Here is a 14,208-nt window from a genome sequence, read left to right as displayed (position 1 = left end):
TCGTACTGGACGTACTCGCGCGGTCCGACAACGCGGCGAGGTGCCGTGCCGGGCGTCGTGACCCGGTGAACCTTTCCGGTCACAGCACTAGGCGGCGGGAGCCCGGTCGAGATAGTAGAACCACTTCCCGTCGGGCTGCTCTTCGGACTTCCCTGTCGTGGCCCGGCCGGCGGTGACGCTGTGCCAGCAGGCGGCGACCGCTTCCGGGAAGGCCCTGGCGGCTTCCGCGTCGATGGCCGCGAGCTCCACCAGGACACGGTCGGGCTGTTCATCGTCGTGCACGCGTGGCCAGCCCTGGCGGCCGGGGTCGGCAGTCGAGCTGCCGTCAGAGGCCGGGCGGGCCGGCAGGCTCGCGGCCAGCTCCGCGGCAGTCTGCCCGGCGCGCGAGCCGGGTGTCTCCACCTTGAGAAGGATCTGGATCATTTCTGCGAAATAGGGCCCTGGCAGGGGGATTTCGTATTCCGGGTGCCGGGTGTAGCCGTCGCTGACCGCTTGCGCGATGTAGGACATGGCATGACGGGCGGTTTCGGATGGGGGCGGCTGCCTGCCGGCAGCGAGGCGGTCGAGGATGCGCAGGCAGGTGCCGATGCCGGCGCGGTCCGCGTCGGCCTGGCTGTGCCAGAAGGCGGCTGCCTGGCGGTCGCCGCCGGCGCGGTGCTGGAGGTACAGGCAGTAGGAGGCTGCGGCGACTCCGGCGCCGGCGGCGTACTGCCACCAGAAACGGGCGCCGTCGTCGGCGTCGGCGAGGTACAGGAGGCAGCCGAGGATCCAGGCGCCGTGGGGGGCGGGAAGCTGCTCGGTGATGAAGTCGGTGATCTGCTCGGCGGTGGATCGGGTGACGGCTACCTGGCACAGGGACCGCAGGTGCGAGGCTGCGGGGTCGTCGACCGCGTCCGGGCCGGGCAGGCCGTCCGGTCCTGGTTGCTGTCCGGAGCAGGCCGGGTCGGCGTCGTCGTAGGCAACGACGTCCGGCGGGATCTGCGGGTCCTTCAACAGCAGGGAGCGGGAGAGAAGGTCGTCGATCGAGGTCACGGGGTGATCACTCCCGGGTCGTCGTGGCGGAGGCGAGGTGCTTCAGAGCACCTCGCGCGTGGTGGTCAAGGGTGTGGACGCGGGCCGGGGAGATGCCGAGAACCGTGGGAAGGGCCTCTGCGGGAAGACCGCACAGGTAGCGCAGGACGCTGACGTCGAGCTGGTCCGGCGGCAGATGACCGAGGAGGTCGAAGAAGTCGGCGAGTTCGTTGATCTCTGCGAGGCGCGCCGCGGGATCCTCGATGACGCTCTGCGCGACGGTGTGGAAGGCGGCTGCGCGCAGGTCGGGGCGACCGTCGTCGTCGTGACGGGGAGCGCGGCGCAGGACGCGGTCACGCAGGAGGAGCCAGGCGTAGCGGCGTACGTCGGGGCTGCGGACGGCGTCGTCCCAGCGGAACCAGAGGAGGTCGAGGGTTTCGGAGACAATCCACCGGGCGCGCGGGTTCTGCAGTACGAACGTCACGGCGTACTGGGTGTACGGCGTGAGCATGGAGTTTTTCAAAGCCTGGTAAGCGACCGGTTGCTTCTCGGGCTGCAGGTAGGGGACCTCGCCTATGTGCCTGTCGATCCACGTCTGCTTCTTGTCCGCTTCGCGCGCCCCGGCGGCCCACAGCCGCCGCAGCGGCCAAGCGGGCAGGCCGAGCACGTGGACCACGCTGTAGGTGATCCTCCAGGTGGGGTAACTCTCCACGCCGCGCAGGAGGGTGGATATGCGGGTCTTGGAGTAGCCGGTGCGGCTGGCCAGCTCGTCGAGGGTGTAGCCCGCGGCGCTGACCCCGTCGCGTAAGGGCCCGAGCCAGGCCCGGTGGCAGGGGCCGGCCTCCTTGGAGACGGGCTGCTGCTTGCGGCCGCGCCGGCCCGGCCTTGGCGGCCGGGGCTGCGTGGGGACCGGCGCCGGCAGGACCACCTTCTCCGTTTCGGCGCCGGAAAGGCTGGGCGGATCGTCCTCCGGCTGCTGAGGCACGTCCAGCGGCGTCATCGCAGCGGCTCCTCGGGGCCGCCGGCCTGCTCCGGCGCACCCTCCACACCCTGGGCTCGTCGTGTCCGAGGGCTGCCGCCCGCGCCGGCGGCGAGCTGCTGCGCGAGCAGTCCGAGCGAGGGCAACAGCACGACCACCGCCGTGAGCTGCCCCAGGACGGTCATCACCGTGCTCCACGCGAGGACCGTCGCCAGCACGGCCACGATCCATCCCTTCATCCTGGGCATCGCACCATTCCCCTGAACTCGCAGTGTCTGGAAGGCATTTGCGCGACGGTGCTGAAGCGCCGCGGAAAGGTGAGCGACAGCATGCTGCGTCCCACCCCGACACTCAACGTGATCATGAGGTTGCGGAACAATGCCTTCACCGGCCCCCACACCGCCTCCCGCCAATGCTGCAGATCACGACCTTGTGGCGAGCAGGACAGGAAACAAGAGGCCTCATTGTCGGCAAAAGCGATCGCTCCCTCACGCCGTCTCGCGCACGGCGCACCATGGGACCGGCGCCCCGCAAGGCGTCGATCCTTCCCGTCTGGAAGGCGCACGGTCCCCTCGTGCTGAAGAACGACCAGAGGGGAACCCTGCCGCTCCCGCCCAGCCGGCCCTGCTGGGCGGGAGCCGACACCGGCCCCAGCAGGTTTCCGGCCCCACCGCTCCCCGGGGTGCAGCGGGAAGGGGGCGAGCGGAGTTTGTCCGGACGCGGCCTCTGCGCGCCGGGAGGGCGAGCCGGCAGCCGGCCCTATTCGGCACGGTGGGGCTTGTGCGGGGTCAGGCGCAGGTGCGCCGTTGCGGGAAGAGCGCGGCCTGTGGACCGGCGGGCGCGTTCCAGCGGTCCGTCGCTCAGCGCCCGCAGGACGGGGGCGGGTTCGGCGTCGGGCGTGAGGGTGACGGCGAGATGGGCTTCGGGACGGCTCGACGAGCCGTCCATCCGTGCGCGGACCTGGTGAACACCGGGCAGGTGCCGGGCGTCGGCGGCCAGAGCGTCACCGAGGGCGCCCTCGCGCAGTTCCACTCCGTCCACGGCGTGGGTTCCGCCGCCCACGGACAGGGCGCCGGGGTGAGTGCGGCGCAGCTGCGCCAGCAGCCACCACACGGCGAGCAGGGTGATGACGGCCAGGACGGCGATGGCCGCGGGCCACCACCATCCTTCGTCTGTCCAGCGGGTGCGGTCGGCTTCGGCGAGCAGGACGTCGTGGGGGGTGGTCAGGGGCCAGCCGTCGGGCGGTGCCAGTGACCAGCGCCGGTACAGGTCGAAGCCGCCCGCCAGGATCAGGAGACCTGTGCCGAGCAGGACGATGCCTGCCAGGGCCAGCAGGGTTCGATTGATTGCGGATTTTCTTTTCATCGGATCCTCTTCTGCCTCCTGCTCGACGGCGGGCAGCCCCAGGCGTGGCTACTTGCGACGTGGGCGTGCCCGGACGTCGAGCGAGGGAGGACGTGCGAGGGCGAGCCGGTCGAGGGCCTCCCGCAGAGCAGCCGTGAGATCGGCCTTGACCTCGGCAGGGGCACGGAATCGCACATCCGCGCGCGCCTTGACCCGGTGCCGGGAGAACCGGACCTTGGCGGCACCGACCCCGGGGACGCGCATCGCTGCGTCCCGCAGCTTCAGTTCCGCGGCCTCGCGGTCCAGTACGGCGTGCATCTGCGCGTCGGGAGTCTTGAGAGGCAGCCGGCGGCGCAGTCCTGGGCTCAGGGCGAGGATGATCAGCCAGAGGCCGAGAACGGCGATGACGGCGGCGCCGGCCTGCACGGCGGGGTCATCCAGCGGGCGGGTGGCCAGTTCGTCGGCCAGGCGCTTGCGCCATCCTGCGGCGGGCTGGTCGGCGCGGACCCTGACGACGTCGAACAGGAGGGTGCCGGCCGCGACCGCGATGATCAGGGCAGTGAGCGCGGCGGGTATGCGGCGCGCCGACCACGGGCGCCGGGGAGCCGATCGCGGTCGGGCCGGAGGCTGCCCGTCCGGCAGCCCCACGGTGTGGGAGGTGGCCTCGTCCGTCGCGGTGGGCTGTTCTTTCTCGGCCGGGGGGTCTTGCTCGCGTTCCATGCCGGCTCTCCTTCCCGGGGGGAATGCGGTCCGGTTCACTGCACGCGGCGGTCTTCCAGGCCGTCGGCGGGGATCAGGTGCTCGATGGCGAGGGTGACTTCCGTGACGCGCATCCCGGTCAGCTGGGCCACCCGCTCGCCGACGTCCTGCCGCAGCCGGTGGGAGAGGCCCGCGAGGTCCACCGGGTAGGGCAGGTCCAGAGTCAGCCCCAGCCGTGCCGCGCCGCCGGCGACGGCGACCGAGGCGCGCGGACCGGACAGTTTCGCGTGAGCGGCCGAGGTGTCCGTGTGCGTGGCCAGTGCCTCCTTTGCGGCGCGGGCCGCGATGCGGGCGACCACCTTGTCCGGGATCACCGTGGCCCCGCGTTCGGCCGCCGGTGGCACCGGCGGGGTGGGGGCTGCCGCACCCCTGTGCGGCGCAGCCGCGGGTTGCGAGGTCACTGCCGGTTCCGGGAACGCGTGAAGTCGGACAGGTCCAGGTCACCCTGCAACATGCGGCCGATGATCAGACCCACCAGGCCCAGGAACGCCACGAGCAGGAATGCCCAGAAGCCGCCGAAGAATGCGGCGAAGCCCAGGGCCATGCCGGCAATCAGCCCCACGGTTGCTGCGCTCATTTCACTCACCTGAATTTCACGTCGGTCGTTTCGCGGCCCGCCGGGTCCGGGGGCCGCGAGGGGTCACTGCACACGTCCCTCGCCTTCGTCCTCGTCCTCCTCGTCGGGCAGGTGGACGTCGTCGACGGCGATGTTCACCTCGACGACCTCAAGGCCGGTCATGCGTTCGACAGCGGTGATGACGCTGGTGCGTACCTCGGCGGCGATGTCCACGATGGCTACGCCGTACTCCACGACCACGTCGAGATCGACGGCGGCCTGCCGTTCGCCCACCTCGACCTTCACGCCGCGGCTCACGCTGGGACGGCCGCCGGGGACCTTGTCGGTGACCGCCCCGAGCGTGCGGGCCATGCCGGAGCCGAGGCTGTGGATGCCCGGCACCTCGCGGGTGGCCATTCCTGCGATCTTCTCGACCACGCTGTCGGCGATGGTCGTCCGGCCCCGCGTCCCGGGGGCGGTTCCGGCGCCGGTGGGGCCGGTGAGGGTCTTGCCCGCAGGGCGTGACTCATCCCCGCCTGAGGTGGGGTTGATGGTGTCCGACATGAGGACCTCCCCAGGATGGATATCCGGGCGCCGGTGCGGCGCCCTCATGCTTAGGACACCTCGCGTGGACATTCCTCACGCGGGCTCGCGCAGCGGACCGGCCTACCATCGAGGAGAGGAGTAGACAGGCAGGCCGCAACGAGCGTCTTGGCAGGAAGCGAGCGCGGATGCGCAACCGGACCGGCCCCTCCCCCCAGCGCGGCGCAGACCTCTCCCTGCGAACGGCGGCGGTGCCGATCGCCGGCGTCACCGCAGAGCGGGACGCTGTCGGCGTACTGGACGACGGCGTGCTGGCGATACGAGCCTCGGAAGGGGACGAAGACGCCTTCGCCGTCCTGGTCCGCCGGCACAGCAGCCGCCTGCTCGCCCTCGCCCAGCATCTGCTCGGCAACCGGGCGGACGCGGAGGACGCGGTCCAGGACGCCTTCATCAGCGCTTGGCGGCGGCTGCCGGAATTCCGGCACAGCGCCTCGTTCAGCACCTGGATGTATCGCATCGTGACGAATTGCTGCCTCAACGCGTTGCGCCGCCGTCCCCGTCCGTTGCCCCTGGACACCGTCCCCGAACCCACTGCCGCGGATGCGAACAGCTCACCACCCCGAGTGGCCGAGACGGACGCAGCGACGGCCGCCCTGACACGGGCGCTCCTGGAACTGGGCCCCGAGCTCCGGGTGTGCTGGGTGCTGCGGGAATTGCACGGCCTGCACTACGAAGAGATCGCCCATGTGGTGGGCAGCAGTGAACAAACGGTGCGCGGCAGACTCTTTCGCGCACGACGTGCTCTGATGGAGGCGATGCGCCCATGGCGCTAGACGACCCGCACCCGGCCTCCGGCGACGAGCCCGCAGGCGTGAGCGCCGCACGGTCCGAATCGTCGCTGCGTTCCGACGCGGAACTGCTGGCGGGTGCGGAGCTCCTGCCCTGCGGACGCCCTCTGGGCCGTGCGTGGCAGCAGGCCCGCGACACGGCCGGCGCCTCGGACTCGCACAGCAGCCGCTGTCCTCACTGCCGCGAGGCCATCGAAGGGCTGACCTCCCTGGACCGGGCGACCCGGGCTCTGCGCGCCGAGGAACAACCCGATGGCCACAGCCTCGCCATCCGGGTCATCGATGCGGTGCGCAGGGAGGTACGACTTGGCGCCATGCTGCTGCTCGACGACCCGGATCACGACCTGCGCATCGCCGAGAGCGCGGCCGCGAAGGTGCTGCGCCGGGCCGCCGACACCGTCCCCGGCGTCCGTGCCGCCAGCTGCCGCATGGCCGCGGCGACGGACAGCCGCGTCGTCCATGTCGTCATGATCACGGTGGCCGCCACGCTCGACCAGCCGCTGCGAGGGCGAGCCGAGGCAGTACGCCGAGCTGTCCTCCACGCGGCTGAGCACGTCCTGGGCCTCGCCGTCACCACCGTCGACGTGGAGGTCAACGCCGTGCTGGAACTCTCCGGGGCGCCGGGTGACATGCGGTCCGGACCGGGCGAACGATGACCGGCTCGGACCGCGCGGACATCCACCGGGCGGCGGCCCGGGCCGCCCTCGACGTTCCCGGTGTGGTCGCGCTCCAGCCCGCGCTCGCCGACCGGCTGGCACTCGCAGCCCACCGCGTGTACGAAGCCGTGGCTGCTGGTACCACCGGGGACCACGAGGCGGCCGCGGGCGTCCGCTGCGAGCTCACCCCAGCCGGCGTCTGGCACCTGGAGGTGCGCTGCGTCCTGGACGCGGACCACCGGGTCGTCGACGTTGCCCGAGGGGTCCGCGAAGCCGTGCGGACGGCCGTCACCGCCTACCTGGCACAGCACGGCACGGCGGCGCCCGTCACCGTCGTGGTCACCGTCACCCGCACCGTATAGCCCAGCACCGTATAGCCCGTGCCGACATGCGATGCGGGTCGACGACCGGGCGTCGTCCCCTGCCCGTCTGCACGTACTGCGGCTTCGAAACCGGCGCTCTGGTTCGCCGGGAGTACGTCCCCGGACAGGCGGCCGGGGCGCTGCTGCTGTCGAGCCCGGCGCACTTCGCCGGTGCGCCGGACACCGGTCGGCGTCAGGCGTGACGCGGCTGGCGCCGCGGACCGGACGCACAGCGGACACAGGTGGTCGTGGCCGGACGGATCTCCAGGCGTTCGGGCGCAATCGTCCCGCCGCAGCCTTCGCACTGTCCGTACTGTCCCTGTTCGAGTCGTTCCATCGCCCGGTCCAGGTCTTCCAGGTGTTCGCGTGCCCGCGCCAGCAGGGTGGCCACGTGGGCCCGCTCGAAGGCGGTGCTGCCTCCCTCGGGGTCGTGCTCGTCGTCGACCGCGACCAGGGCGTTCGCCGCGACGATCCCGTCGAAGTCGCGGCTCAGCGCGGCCGCTCGCGCGAGGGTGTCGGCGCGGTCGGCCGCGAGGCGTGCGCGGGCGGTCGCGAACGCGGACGGGTCGTCCTGGTCGCGATCTGCGTCGGTCATGTTCAGGACAGCGCTTTCACCAGGTCGTCGTCTTCCCGGGGCATCGACGACGCGGAAGACGCGGCGGGGCCCCGACCCAGGGGGAGGAGGTCGGGGCCCGGCCGAGGTGGTACCGGTCAGTGGCGGAAGGCGTCCTTGACGTCTTCCTTGGCGTGGCGGGCCTTGCCCTTGGCCTGGTCGGCTTCACCCTCGGCGGTCATCCGCTCGTTGCCGACGGCCCGCCCGACGGTCTCCTTGACCTTGCCCTTGGCCTGCTCGGCGTGGGCCTTGCTCTTCTCCGTGCCCGACATTCGGGGACCTCCTCGTTGCTGCACCGGATTGGTCGTGACGGCTCTCCTGCTCCCGATCGCCGGCCGCAAACCCCCACCGTGCGGCTGCCCGGGTGTCGGCGATCCGTGAAGGCCGTTCAGCGGTCGTCGTCGGAGGCGGGCCGGGTACCGAAGTTTCCGTATCCCTTGAGCTGGTGGGGTTTCAGGCGTTCCCCCGAGCCGGGGTCCGGCATGGGGTCGGCCTCTCTGCCGGCCGTCCCTTCCTGCCGGGGGGCCTCCGGGCCGGCGGGGCGGGACGGCCGTTCCGTGTGGAGAGGCCCGCTGTCGCGGGCCTGGATACGCCGCCCACGGGCGAACGCGATCAGCAGAAACACCACGACGGCCACTCCGACCAGCAAAAATACCCACATCATCGCGTTGTTCATGCAAGGCGTATACCCAGCGGACCCTCGTCATGCCGGTCGGCCGCCAGGCGCCCAGGTCGACGGCAGCGGCACTGCACCGCCCGTGGCCTGGTCAACCGGTCTCGCTGCCGGGTCCGCCCCGGCGGCGGCCGTCGTCGGTCGTGCCGAGCGGTGCGGTGCGGCCGGACCGGGCCCGTCCTGAGCGGTTGGCAACACCTTCAGGGCACGGTGAAGAGGACCTTGTCGTCTTCCGATGAGGGGTCCGCCTGCTTGAGTGTGGCCCTGACGCTCGCTCCGAGCCGGAGGCTCTGGCCGTCGGTCGAGGCGACCTTGGCCAGCACCGCGGGGTCGGCCAGGTACACCTTGCCCTTGAAAGGATCGTTGCGCTCCGCGTCGGTGTCGATGACCGCTGCGTCGAACACCTCGCCCACGCGGTGCATGAGCACCGCGGCTTCGGCCAGGTCCACGGTCTGCCGGTCCGCGACACCTGCCTTCCCCCGTGCCATGTCGCACGGCAGGCAGTGCAGGGCGTCGAGCACCCACTTCGGCGGGGGTTTGTCCGCGCACGCCGCCACGCACAGCTCACCGGTGTACCGGTCGACCAGGCGGCGCAGCGGAGCCGTGCAGTGGGCGTACGGGGCCGCGATCGTCGCGTGCATCGTGTGCTGCGGCGTCTGGTGGTCGCGGAAGACGGTGTACTCCGCCTTGAGCATCGTGGTGGTGGCCTCGGTGAGGAAGGCCATGTGCTTCTGATTGCCCGGATCGAGCGTGCGGACCAGCGCGGCGTACGAGACACCGGTGCCCCAGTCGATGCCCAGGCACTTCGCGATCTCGTGCAGGCGCCTGACCACGTGCTGGTCGGCCTGCTCCTTCTGGGTCCGCAGGATCCCCGTACCGCTGTCGATCATGATCTTGGCCGCGGCCATTCCGGTCATGAGGGAGATCTGCTCGTTCCAGCCCTCCACCGGCAGCATCGCCACGTAGCTCAGCCGGAACGATCCGTCTTCGAGGGTGACCTCCTGGTCCGGCAGGTTCACCGAGATGCCCCCGCGCGTGATCTCGACGGTCTCCCGCAGCTTGCCGATCTCGCGCAGCAGTGCGACGGACTCCTCGGCCGTGCCGTCCTCGATGTCCTGCTGGACGCCCTGGTAGCTGAGTTTGGCCCGGCTGCGGACCATGGCCCGGCTCACGGACGATGCGGTCACGTTGCCCTCGGCGTCGAGGTCGTGCTGCCACAGCAGGGCCGGGCGGTCCTTGTACGGCAGCAGGCTGGCCGCGTCCTCGGAGAGCACGGGCGGGTGGAGGGACACCTTGAGGTCGGGGAAGTAGAGGGTCTCGATCCGGTCACGCGCCTCGGCGTCCAGGGGGCTGCCGGGCTTGACGAACTCGGCCACGTCGGCGATGGCGTAGTACACGCGGAAGCCGCCGCCGGGCCGCCGCTCCAGGTGCATGGCCTGGTCGAGGTCCTTGGAGGTCGGCGGGTCGATCGTGAAGAACGGCAGGTGGGTGGCGTCCTTGTGGTGCGGATGTGTCTGGGCCGCTGCCTTGTCGGCCGCTTTGAGTACGCGCTTGGGGAAGGCCAGAGGGATCTTCAGCTCCGCACGGAGCTCCACCAGCGCGGAGCGCAGGGTGTCCAGGGCCTCGTCGGACATGTGCATCGGGCGGCGTCGCATGCCCCGAGCGTAGGGCGACGGTCACGGACCGGCGCGGCGCGCGGGTCCGGGTGGCGGAGCGGCCCGTACGGCCCCGGGGGGGGTGGGCGCGCGGGCAGGGGCCTCGCCGGCCGGTGAGGCCGCCGGGAGGGCGGTATGGCACCCAGTCGCACATCGTGACCTGCGCAGATGCCGTTCGTTCCGGCATGTGGCCCGATTCCTACCGGCCGGCCTCAAGGGGATATCGTCCCCCGGTCACGGACGGCAATGGGATCGTCTGTCCGACCCGAGGGAACCGACATGACGGATCTGAACTCGCTGCGGGCAAGCCTGGTGTCAGGTGAGCACCAGTTCGCCGACACCCTGGCCTTCGTCGCCGCGCACTACGCGTATCAGCCGCAGGCGTTCCGCAACGGGGAACGGGAAAATGCTGCCGGGGAGAACGAAGGCTCCTGCAAGACGCTGGGGCTGGCCCTGCTGGAAGGACTGAGCGACCAGGAGGCGCTGCTGGCATTCGGCGAGCACTATCGCAGCGTGCTGGCGACGCCGACCGGCACTGATCACGGCAACATCCGCACCCTCATGGCCCAAGGCCTCGCAGGGGTGAGCTTCGCCGGGCAGCCGTTGGTCCGCAAGAGCTGACCAGCGAACCGGGCGGGCACCGGACGTGCTGTTCTCCGGCCGCGCCTCCAGGCCGGGAAGGTCGCGCTGGGCCCCCACGGGGTCGGTGCCCCGGCGCGTTGTTCGATCTGCACCCGCAACGTGGCCCGGTCGGAAATCGTCGGGTCGTCAACGGAGTGGAAGCCGGCTCCCTCCCTTCGCACGCGGCGTCCGCGTGCGATTGCCGCTGTGCGAGAGCTCGTTGGGGAAGTGCGGCCTGCAGGGGGCGGTGAACCGATTCGCCCCTGGCTGATGTGTCTCAGCGAGGGGCGATCCAGCTTTGGCTACCGACTTGCTGCGGCCCGCTCGAAGGGGCCGTGGCTCTTGGCGGCCTCTCAGGCGATGGTCATCGGGGTCTCGCGCAGGGTGACGTTGGCGTGGCTCTCCTGGAAGCTCTGGTCGGAGACCAGGGTGAGCCGGGCCGTGGACCGGAACTCCGGAAGAGTGGTGGAGCCGCAGGACACCATGGTGGTCTTGAGCTTGGCGATGGTCACGGCGAGCCCTTCGTCGAGGTCGCCGGCGTAGGGGACGTAGCCGTCGACGCCTTCTTCGAAGATGAGGCCCTGGCCTCCTTGTCCGTAGCGCTGCCAGTTGCGGGCACGGTTCGAGCCCTCGCCCCAGTACTCCTTCACAAAGCCGTCCCGGGTGGGGAGCTTCGCGCCGGCCGCCTGGTCGAAGCGGGCGAAGTAGCGTCCCATCATGACGAAGTCGGCGCCCATCGCCAGTGCCAGGGCCACGTGGTAGTCGTGCACCAGCCCGCCGTCGGAGCAGATGGGCACGTACTCGCCGGTGCGATCGCGGAAGGCGTCCCTGGCGGCGGTGACGTCCATGACCGCGCTGGCCTGGCCGCGGCCGATGCCCTTCTGATCGCGGGTGATGCAGATGGAGCCGCCGCCCACGCCGACCTTGACGAAGTCCGCACCGGCCTCGGCGAGGAAGGTGAACGCCTCGCCGTCGACCACGTTGCCGCCGCCGGTGGGGATCTCCGGGTAGTGCTTCTTCACCCAGGTCAGGGCTTGGGCCTGCCAGTCGCTGTAGCCGTCGGAGGAGTCGAAGCACAGGGCGTCGGCGCCCGCCTCCAGCAGGGCGGGAACGCGCTCTTGGTAGTCGTGGGTGTTGATGCCCGCGCCCACCCGCAGGCGCTTCGCGGCGTCCACGGCCTGGTTCGGGAAGCGCTTGTTGTCCGTGTAGTCGGACCGGAAGACCAGGTACTGCAGGTGGCCCTCGGTGTCGAGCACGGGGAGGCAGTCGAGCCGCTGGTCCCACATCCGGGCGTTGGCTTCGGAGAGCGTGGTGTCGGCCGCGGCGTGGGGAAGGTCGGCGATGGCGGTCATCCGGCCGCTCACCGGTCCGTCGAGGTCGTGGCGCTGGGGGTGGAAGTCGCGGGAGGTCACCAGGCCGAGCAGGCGGCCGGTGGCGCTGCCGTCGTGGGTGACCGCGGCGGTGCTGTGACCGGTGCGCCGCATGACGGCGACCAGGTGGCTCAGGCTGTCGTCGGGGCGGACGTTGGTGTCGCTGGTGACGAATCCGGCCTTGAAGTTCTTCACCTGGCGGACGGCTGCGGCCTGGTCCTGGATCGACTGGTTGTGGTGCAGGAAGCTCAGACCGCCGTTGCGCGCGAGTGCGATGGCGAGTTCCGGTGTACTGACAGCCTGCATGATCGCGGAGGTGAACGGGGAGCCGAGTTCGATCGCCGAGGGCTCTCCGACGACGTGCCGCACCAGGGGTGTGCGCAGGTTGACCGTCGCGGGCGAGCAGTCGGTCCGGGTCCGGTTGGGCAAGAGCAGAAACTCGTTGAACGTCCTTGAGACCTCGGCGATGACCTGTGCCACTCGTTCCTCCTGACCCGTCGGCCGGAACCCGAGTGCCCGGCCGTGAAGGCCGCCCCGTGTCCCGGGCAGGCAGGTGCCGGCATGGCAGCTGCGGAGGTGCCACGAGCTGCGGCAGAGCCCTGACCTGCCCGCGGTCGGAACCGGAGGCGGTCGTGACCTGGCACCTTATCGACTGCCCCGCCGCTGCGCGAAATGGGCCACCGGGGCGGGGCCTTGATGGTTCTCCTCGGGGTGCTCGACGAGACGCGCGGCCGAGTAGTCCGGTATGCCGCTGGGGAGTTGTGCCGGCAGCCACGGCGGTCAGGGGGCGGCCCCGGCCCGGTCGGCACCCCGGGCCGACGGACCGTCGTCATCGCCTGGGAACAACCCGGCCGAGCCAGGAGCGGTACGCCGAGGCGAAGGGTTCGACGCCATCACCCTCGTCTTCGCGACGGACTTTCTCCATCAGCCACTCGCAGGTCTGCCGGGCGGCATCGACGACGCTGTCGGGGTAGCCGTAGCGGACCCGGCGTTCGGCGAACTGGTCCTCGTCCTCGACATGGGCTTCGCCGCCCCGCGGTCGCACGACATCGAGATCGAGGTCCACCATGCGCAGGACGGTCTCGTCCGCGTTCCAATCGGGGACCGTGCACACGTCGCAGTACACCTCGGGACCCGGGTCCGCACAGAACGTGGCCGTCCACCACTCACCGCGCGGGACCAGCATCACGTGCGCGAACCGGCTCGGCTCCTCGCCCTTGGAAGAACTGACGGGAACACCCTGCGCCGTGCCCAGCCACACGCCGTACTCGTCCTCGCCCAGCCGGACGGCGGTCCACCGCGCGCTCAGGCTGCCGTCGTACTTGCGGACGTCGACCAGCACGGAAGTGCCCTCTTTGACCATGCCAAGACGCTAACCCGACGGCGTCGGCCACGCTGCCCGCGCGCGCCGGCTGCCCGGCGCCCGACCGGACGGGAAGGTGACCCGGCCGGGTTGCGGCCGGCGGGGTCGTGGTCGGCGCGAGGGTCAGGTGTGCAGGCGGCTGTTGGGGCCGTCCTGGTCCTCGGCCGTTTCGTCGTTGAACCAGTAGTCCCCGGCGGCCAGGTAGCGGAAGGAGTGGGCGCTCTTCATGGGCAGCGCCACCGTGACCGCGCGCTTGCCGTCCTTGCGGGCCGTGAGGGTGTGGACGCCGGGCTGCCAGTCGTTGAAGTCACCCACCACGCTGACCGGCCCCGGCGGGATGTCCGCGGGGAGGACGAAGGTGACCTCGGTACGGTCCTTCTTCAGCGTGCGCTCCAGCATGAGGCGGGCTCCTGACGGGGGTAGCGGATGGATACGCCGCCCATCGTCGGGGGCGGACCTGCCGACCGCACGGCGACCCGGCGCCCGTGCGCCCAGACATCACCCGCCCACCACACAAGTGACACAAATGGTGCGGGGCGTAACGTTCCGTGTCAGCGTGGTGGAGGAATCCGTACCCCGTGTCACAGAGGAGTCGCCGTCATGGGCGGTAAGCAGGACAAGCACCAGGAGCCGGGCAAGGGCAGCGAGCCGGGGCACCTGCGCCGCCCGGGCCAGGACCCCGTCCACCTCGATCCCGGCCAGGAGGGCGCCCGGGGCAAGAGCCCGGAAGAGCTCAAGCGGCGCGGCGAAGACGAGATGAGCCGTGAACGCCGCGAGGACGAGATGCGCGACGACGAACTCTGACCCGCCGAATTCGTCACCCCACGCACGCAGGACCCGGCCGGGGCCGTAGTC

General features: G+C 71.0%; 20 protein-coding genes. 5 read left to right on the top strand and 15 right to left on the bottom strand.

Annotation, left to right across the window (positions count from 1 at the left end; genetic code table 11):
* Nucleotides 1-87 precede the first annotated feature (87 nt).
* The 8 genes from ACWGIU_RS11855 to ACWGIU_RS11820 all read right to left on the bottom strand — a co-directional run bounded on the left by ACWGIU_RS11855 (nt 88) and on the right by ACWGIU_RS11820 (nt 5,213).
* Entirely contained in the window at nt 88-1,032 is a 945-nt protein-coding gene (locus ACWGIU_RS11855) for a DUF6207 family protein (RefSeq protein ID WP_453704791.1), read from the bottom strand.
* Between the two features lie 7 nt (nt 1,033-1,039).
* The gene (locus ACWGIU_RS11850) at nt 1,040-2,011 is read right to left on the bottom strand and encodes an XRE family transcriptional regulator (protein WP_453704789.1); all 972 of its coding nucleotides are present in this window, start codon (nt 2,009-2,011) and stop codon (nt 1,040-1,042) included.
* Nucleotides 2,008-2,229 (bottom strand): hypothetical protein, encoded by a 222-nt coding sequence (locus ACWGIU_RS11845; RefSeq protein ID WP_453704787.1) that lies wholly within the window; start codon nt 2,227-2,229, stop codon nt 2,008-2,010. Before ACWGIU_RS11845 ends, ACWGIU_RS11850 begins: the two co-directional genes overlap by 4 nt.
* A 520-nt stretch (nt 2,230-2,749) precedes the next feature.
* A complete protein-coding gene (locus tag ACWGIU_RS11840; protein WP_453704785.1) occupies nt 2,750-3,355 on the bottom strand; it encodes an alkaline shock response membrane anchor protein AmaP in 606 nt (201 codons plus the stop codon).
* Nucleotides 3,356-3,403: 48 nt separating this feature from the next.
* The gene (locus ACWGIU_RS11835; protein WP_453704783.1) at nt 3,404-4,054 is read right to left on the bottom strand and encodes a DUF6286 domain-containing protein; all 651 of its coding nucleotides are present in this window, start codon (nt 4,052-4,054) and stop codon (nt 3,404-3,406) included.
* Nucleotides 4,055-4,089: 35 nt separating this feature from the next.
* The gene (locus ACWGIU_RS11830) at nt 4,090-4,494 is read right to left on the bottom strand and encodes an Asp23/Gls24 family envelope stress response protein (protein WP_453704781.1); all 405 of its coding nucleotides are present in this window, start codon (nt 4,492-4,494) and stop codon (nt 4,090-4,092) included.
* A complete protein-coding gene (locus ACWGIU_RS11825; RefSeq protein ID WP_453704779.1) occupies nt 4,491-4,670 on the bottom strand; it encodes a DUF2273 domain-containing protein in 180 nt (59 codons plus the stop codon). The genes ACWGIU_RS11830 and ACWGIU_RS11825 overlap by 4 nt, the downstream gene beginning before the upstream one ends.
* Before the next feature lie 63 nt (nt 4,671-4,733).
* Complete coding sequence (locus ACWGIU_RS11820) at nt 4,734-5,213, bottom strand: Asp23/Gls24 family envelope stress response protein (RefSeq protein ID WP_453704777.1); 480 nt, start codon at nt 5,211-5,213, stop codon at nt 4,734-4,736.
* 167 nt (nt 5,214-5,380) lie between these two features.
* Here ACWGIU_RS11820 and ACWGIU_RS11815 point away from each other — a divergent pair, with 167 nt between their 5' ends.
* From ACWGIU_RS11815 to ACWGIU_RS11805, 3 genes are read left to right on the top strand one after another with little or no spacing between them, the layout of a single operon-like run.
* The gene (locus ACWGIU_RS11815) at nt 5,381-6,025 is read left to right on the top strand and encodes an RNA polymerase sigma factor (RefSeq protein ID WP_453704775.1); all 645 of its coding nucleotides are present in this window, start codon (nt 5,381-5,383) and stop codon (nt 6,023-6,025) included.
* Entirely contained in the window at nt 6,016-6,696 is a 681-nt protein-coding gene (locus ACWGIU_RS11810; protein WP_453704773.1) for a hypothetical protein, read from the top strand. Before ACWGIU_RS11815 ends, ACWGIU_RS11810 begins: the two co-directional genes overlap by 10 nt.
* On the top strand, nt 6,693-7,058 hold the full coding sequence (locus ACWGIU_RS11805; protein ID WP_453704771.1) for a hypothetical protein: 366 nt from the start codon (nt 6,693-6,695) through the stop codon (nt 7,056-7,058). Before ACWGIU_RS11810 ends, ACWGIU_RS11805 begins: the two co-directional genes overlap by 4 nt.
* A 193-nt stretch (nt 7,059-7,251) precedes the next feature.
* On the opposite strand, the gene ACWGIU_RS11800 is transcribed toward ACWGIU_RS11805, so the two are convergent.
* The 4 genes from ACWGIU_RS11800 to ACWGIU_RS11785 form a co-directional block, all read right to left on the bottom strand.
* Complete coding sequence (locus tag ACWGIU_RS11800) at nt 7,252-7,653, bottom strand: TraR/DksA family transcriptional regulator (RefSeq protein ID WP_453704769.1); 402 nt, start codon at nt 7,651-7,653, stop codon at nt 7,252-7,254.
* 116 nt (nt 7,654-7,769) lie between these two features.
* A complete protein-coding gene (locus ACWGIU_RS11795) occupies nt 7,770-7,943 on the bottom strand; it encodes a CsbD family protein (RefSeq protein WP_453704767.1) in 174 nt (57 codons plus the stop codon).
* A gap of 116 nt (nt 7,944-8,059) precedes the next feature.
* Nucleotides 8,060-8,347 (bottom strand): DUF6479 family protein, encoded by a 288-nt coding sequence (locus tag ACWGIU_RS11790; protein WP_453704765.1) that lies wholly within the window; start codon nt 8,345-8,347, stop codon nt 8,060-8,062.
* Between the two features lie 197 nt (nt 8,348-8,544).
* Complete coding sequence (locus tag ACWGIU_RS11785) at nt 8,545-9,999, bottom strand: ribonuclease catalytic domain-containing protein (RefSeq protein ID WP_453704763.1); 1,455 nt, start codon at nt 9,997-9,999, stop codon at nt 8,545-8,547.
* Between the two features lie 279 nt (nt 10,000-10,278).
* Between ACWGIU_RS11785 and ACWGIU_RS11780 the strand changes: the two genes are divergently transcribed.
* Entirely contained in the window at nt 10,279-10,620 is a 342-nt protein-coding gene (locus ACWGIU_RS11780; protein ID WP_453704761.1) for a HopJ type III effector protein, read from the top strand.
* Between the two features lie 353 nt (nt 10,621-10,973).
* On the opposite strand, the gene ACWGIU_RS11775 is transcribed toward ACWGIU_RS11780, so the two are convergent.
* From ACWGIU_RS11775 to ACWGIU_RS11765, 3 genes are all read right to left on the bottom strand, one after another.
* Nucleotides 10,974-12,470 (bottom strand): IMP dehydrogenase, encoded by a 1,497-nt coding sequence (locus ACWGIU_RS11775; RefSeq protein WP_453704759.1) that lies wholly within the window; start codon nt 12,468-12,470, stop codon nt 10,974-10,976.
* Nucleotides 12,471-12,819: 349 nt separating this feature from the next.
* On the bottom strand, nt 12,820-13,353 hold the full coding sequence (locus ACWGIU_RS11770; protein WP_453704757.1) for a DUF402 domain-containing protein: 534 nt from the start codon (nt 13,351-13,353) through the stop codon (nt 12,820-12,822).
* A gap of 123 nt (nt 13,354-13,476) precedes the next feature.
* Nucleotides 13,477-13,752 carry an isoamylase early set domain-containing protein gene (locus ACWGIU_RS11765; protein WP_453704755.1) on the bottom strand — a complete coding sequence of 92 codons (276 nt, stop codon included), beginning with the start codon at nt 13,750-13,752 and terminating at the stop codon, nt 13,477-13,479.
* A 201-nt stretch (nt 13,753-13,953) separates the two neighbouring features.
* On the opposite strand from ACWGIU_RS11765, the gene ACWGIU_RS11760 reads away from it, so the two are divergent.
* A complete protein-coding gene (locus ACWGIU_RS11760) occupies nt 13,954-14,157 on the top strand; it encodes a hypothetical protein (protein WP_453704753.1) in 204 nt (67 codons plus the stop codon).
* Nucleotides 14,158-14,208: the final 51 nt, after the last annotated feature.

This window comes from Streptomyces sp. NPDC054840, from assembly GCF_053611065.1.
Note: the sequence above shows the minus strand (reverse complement) of the source record. Positions and strands in the feature narration are given on the sequence as shown.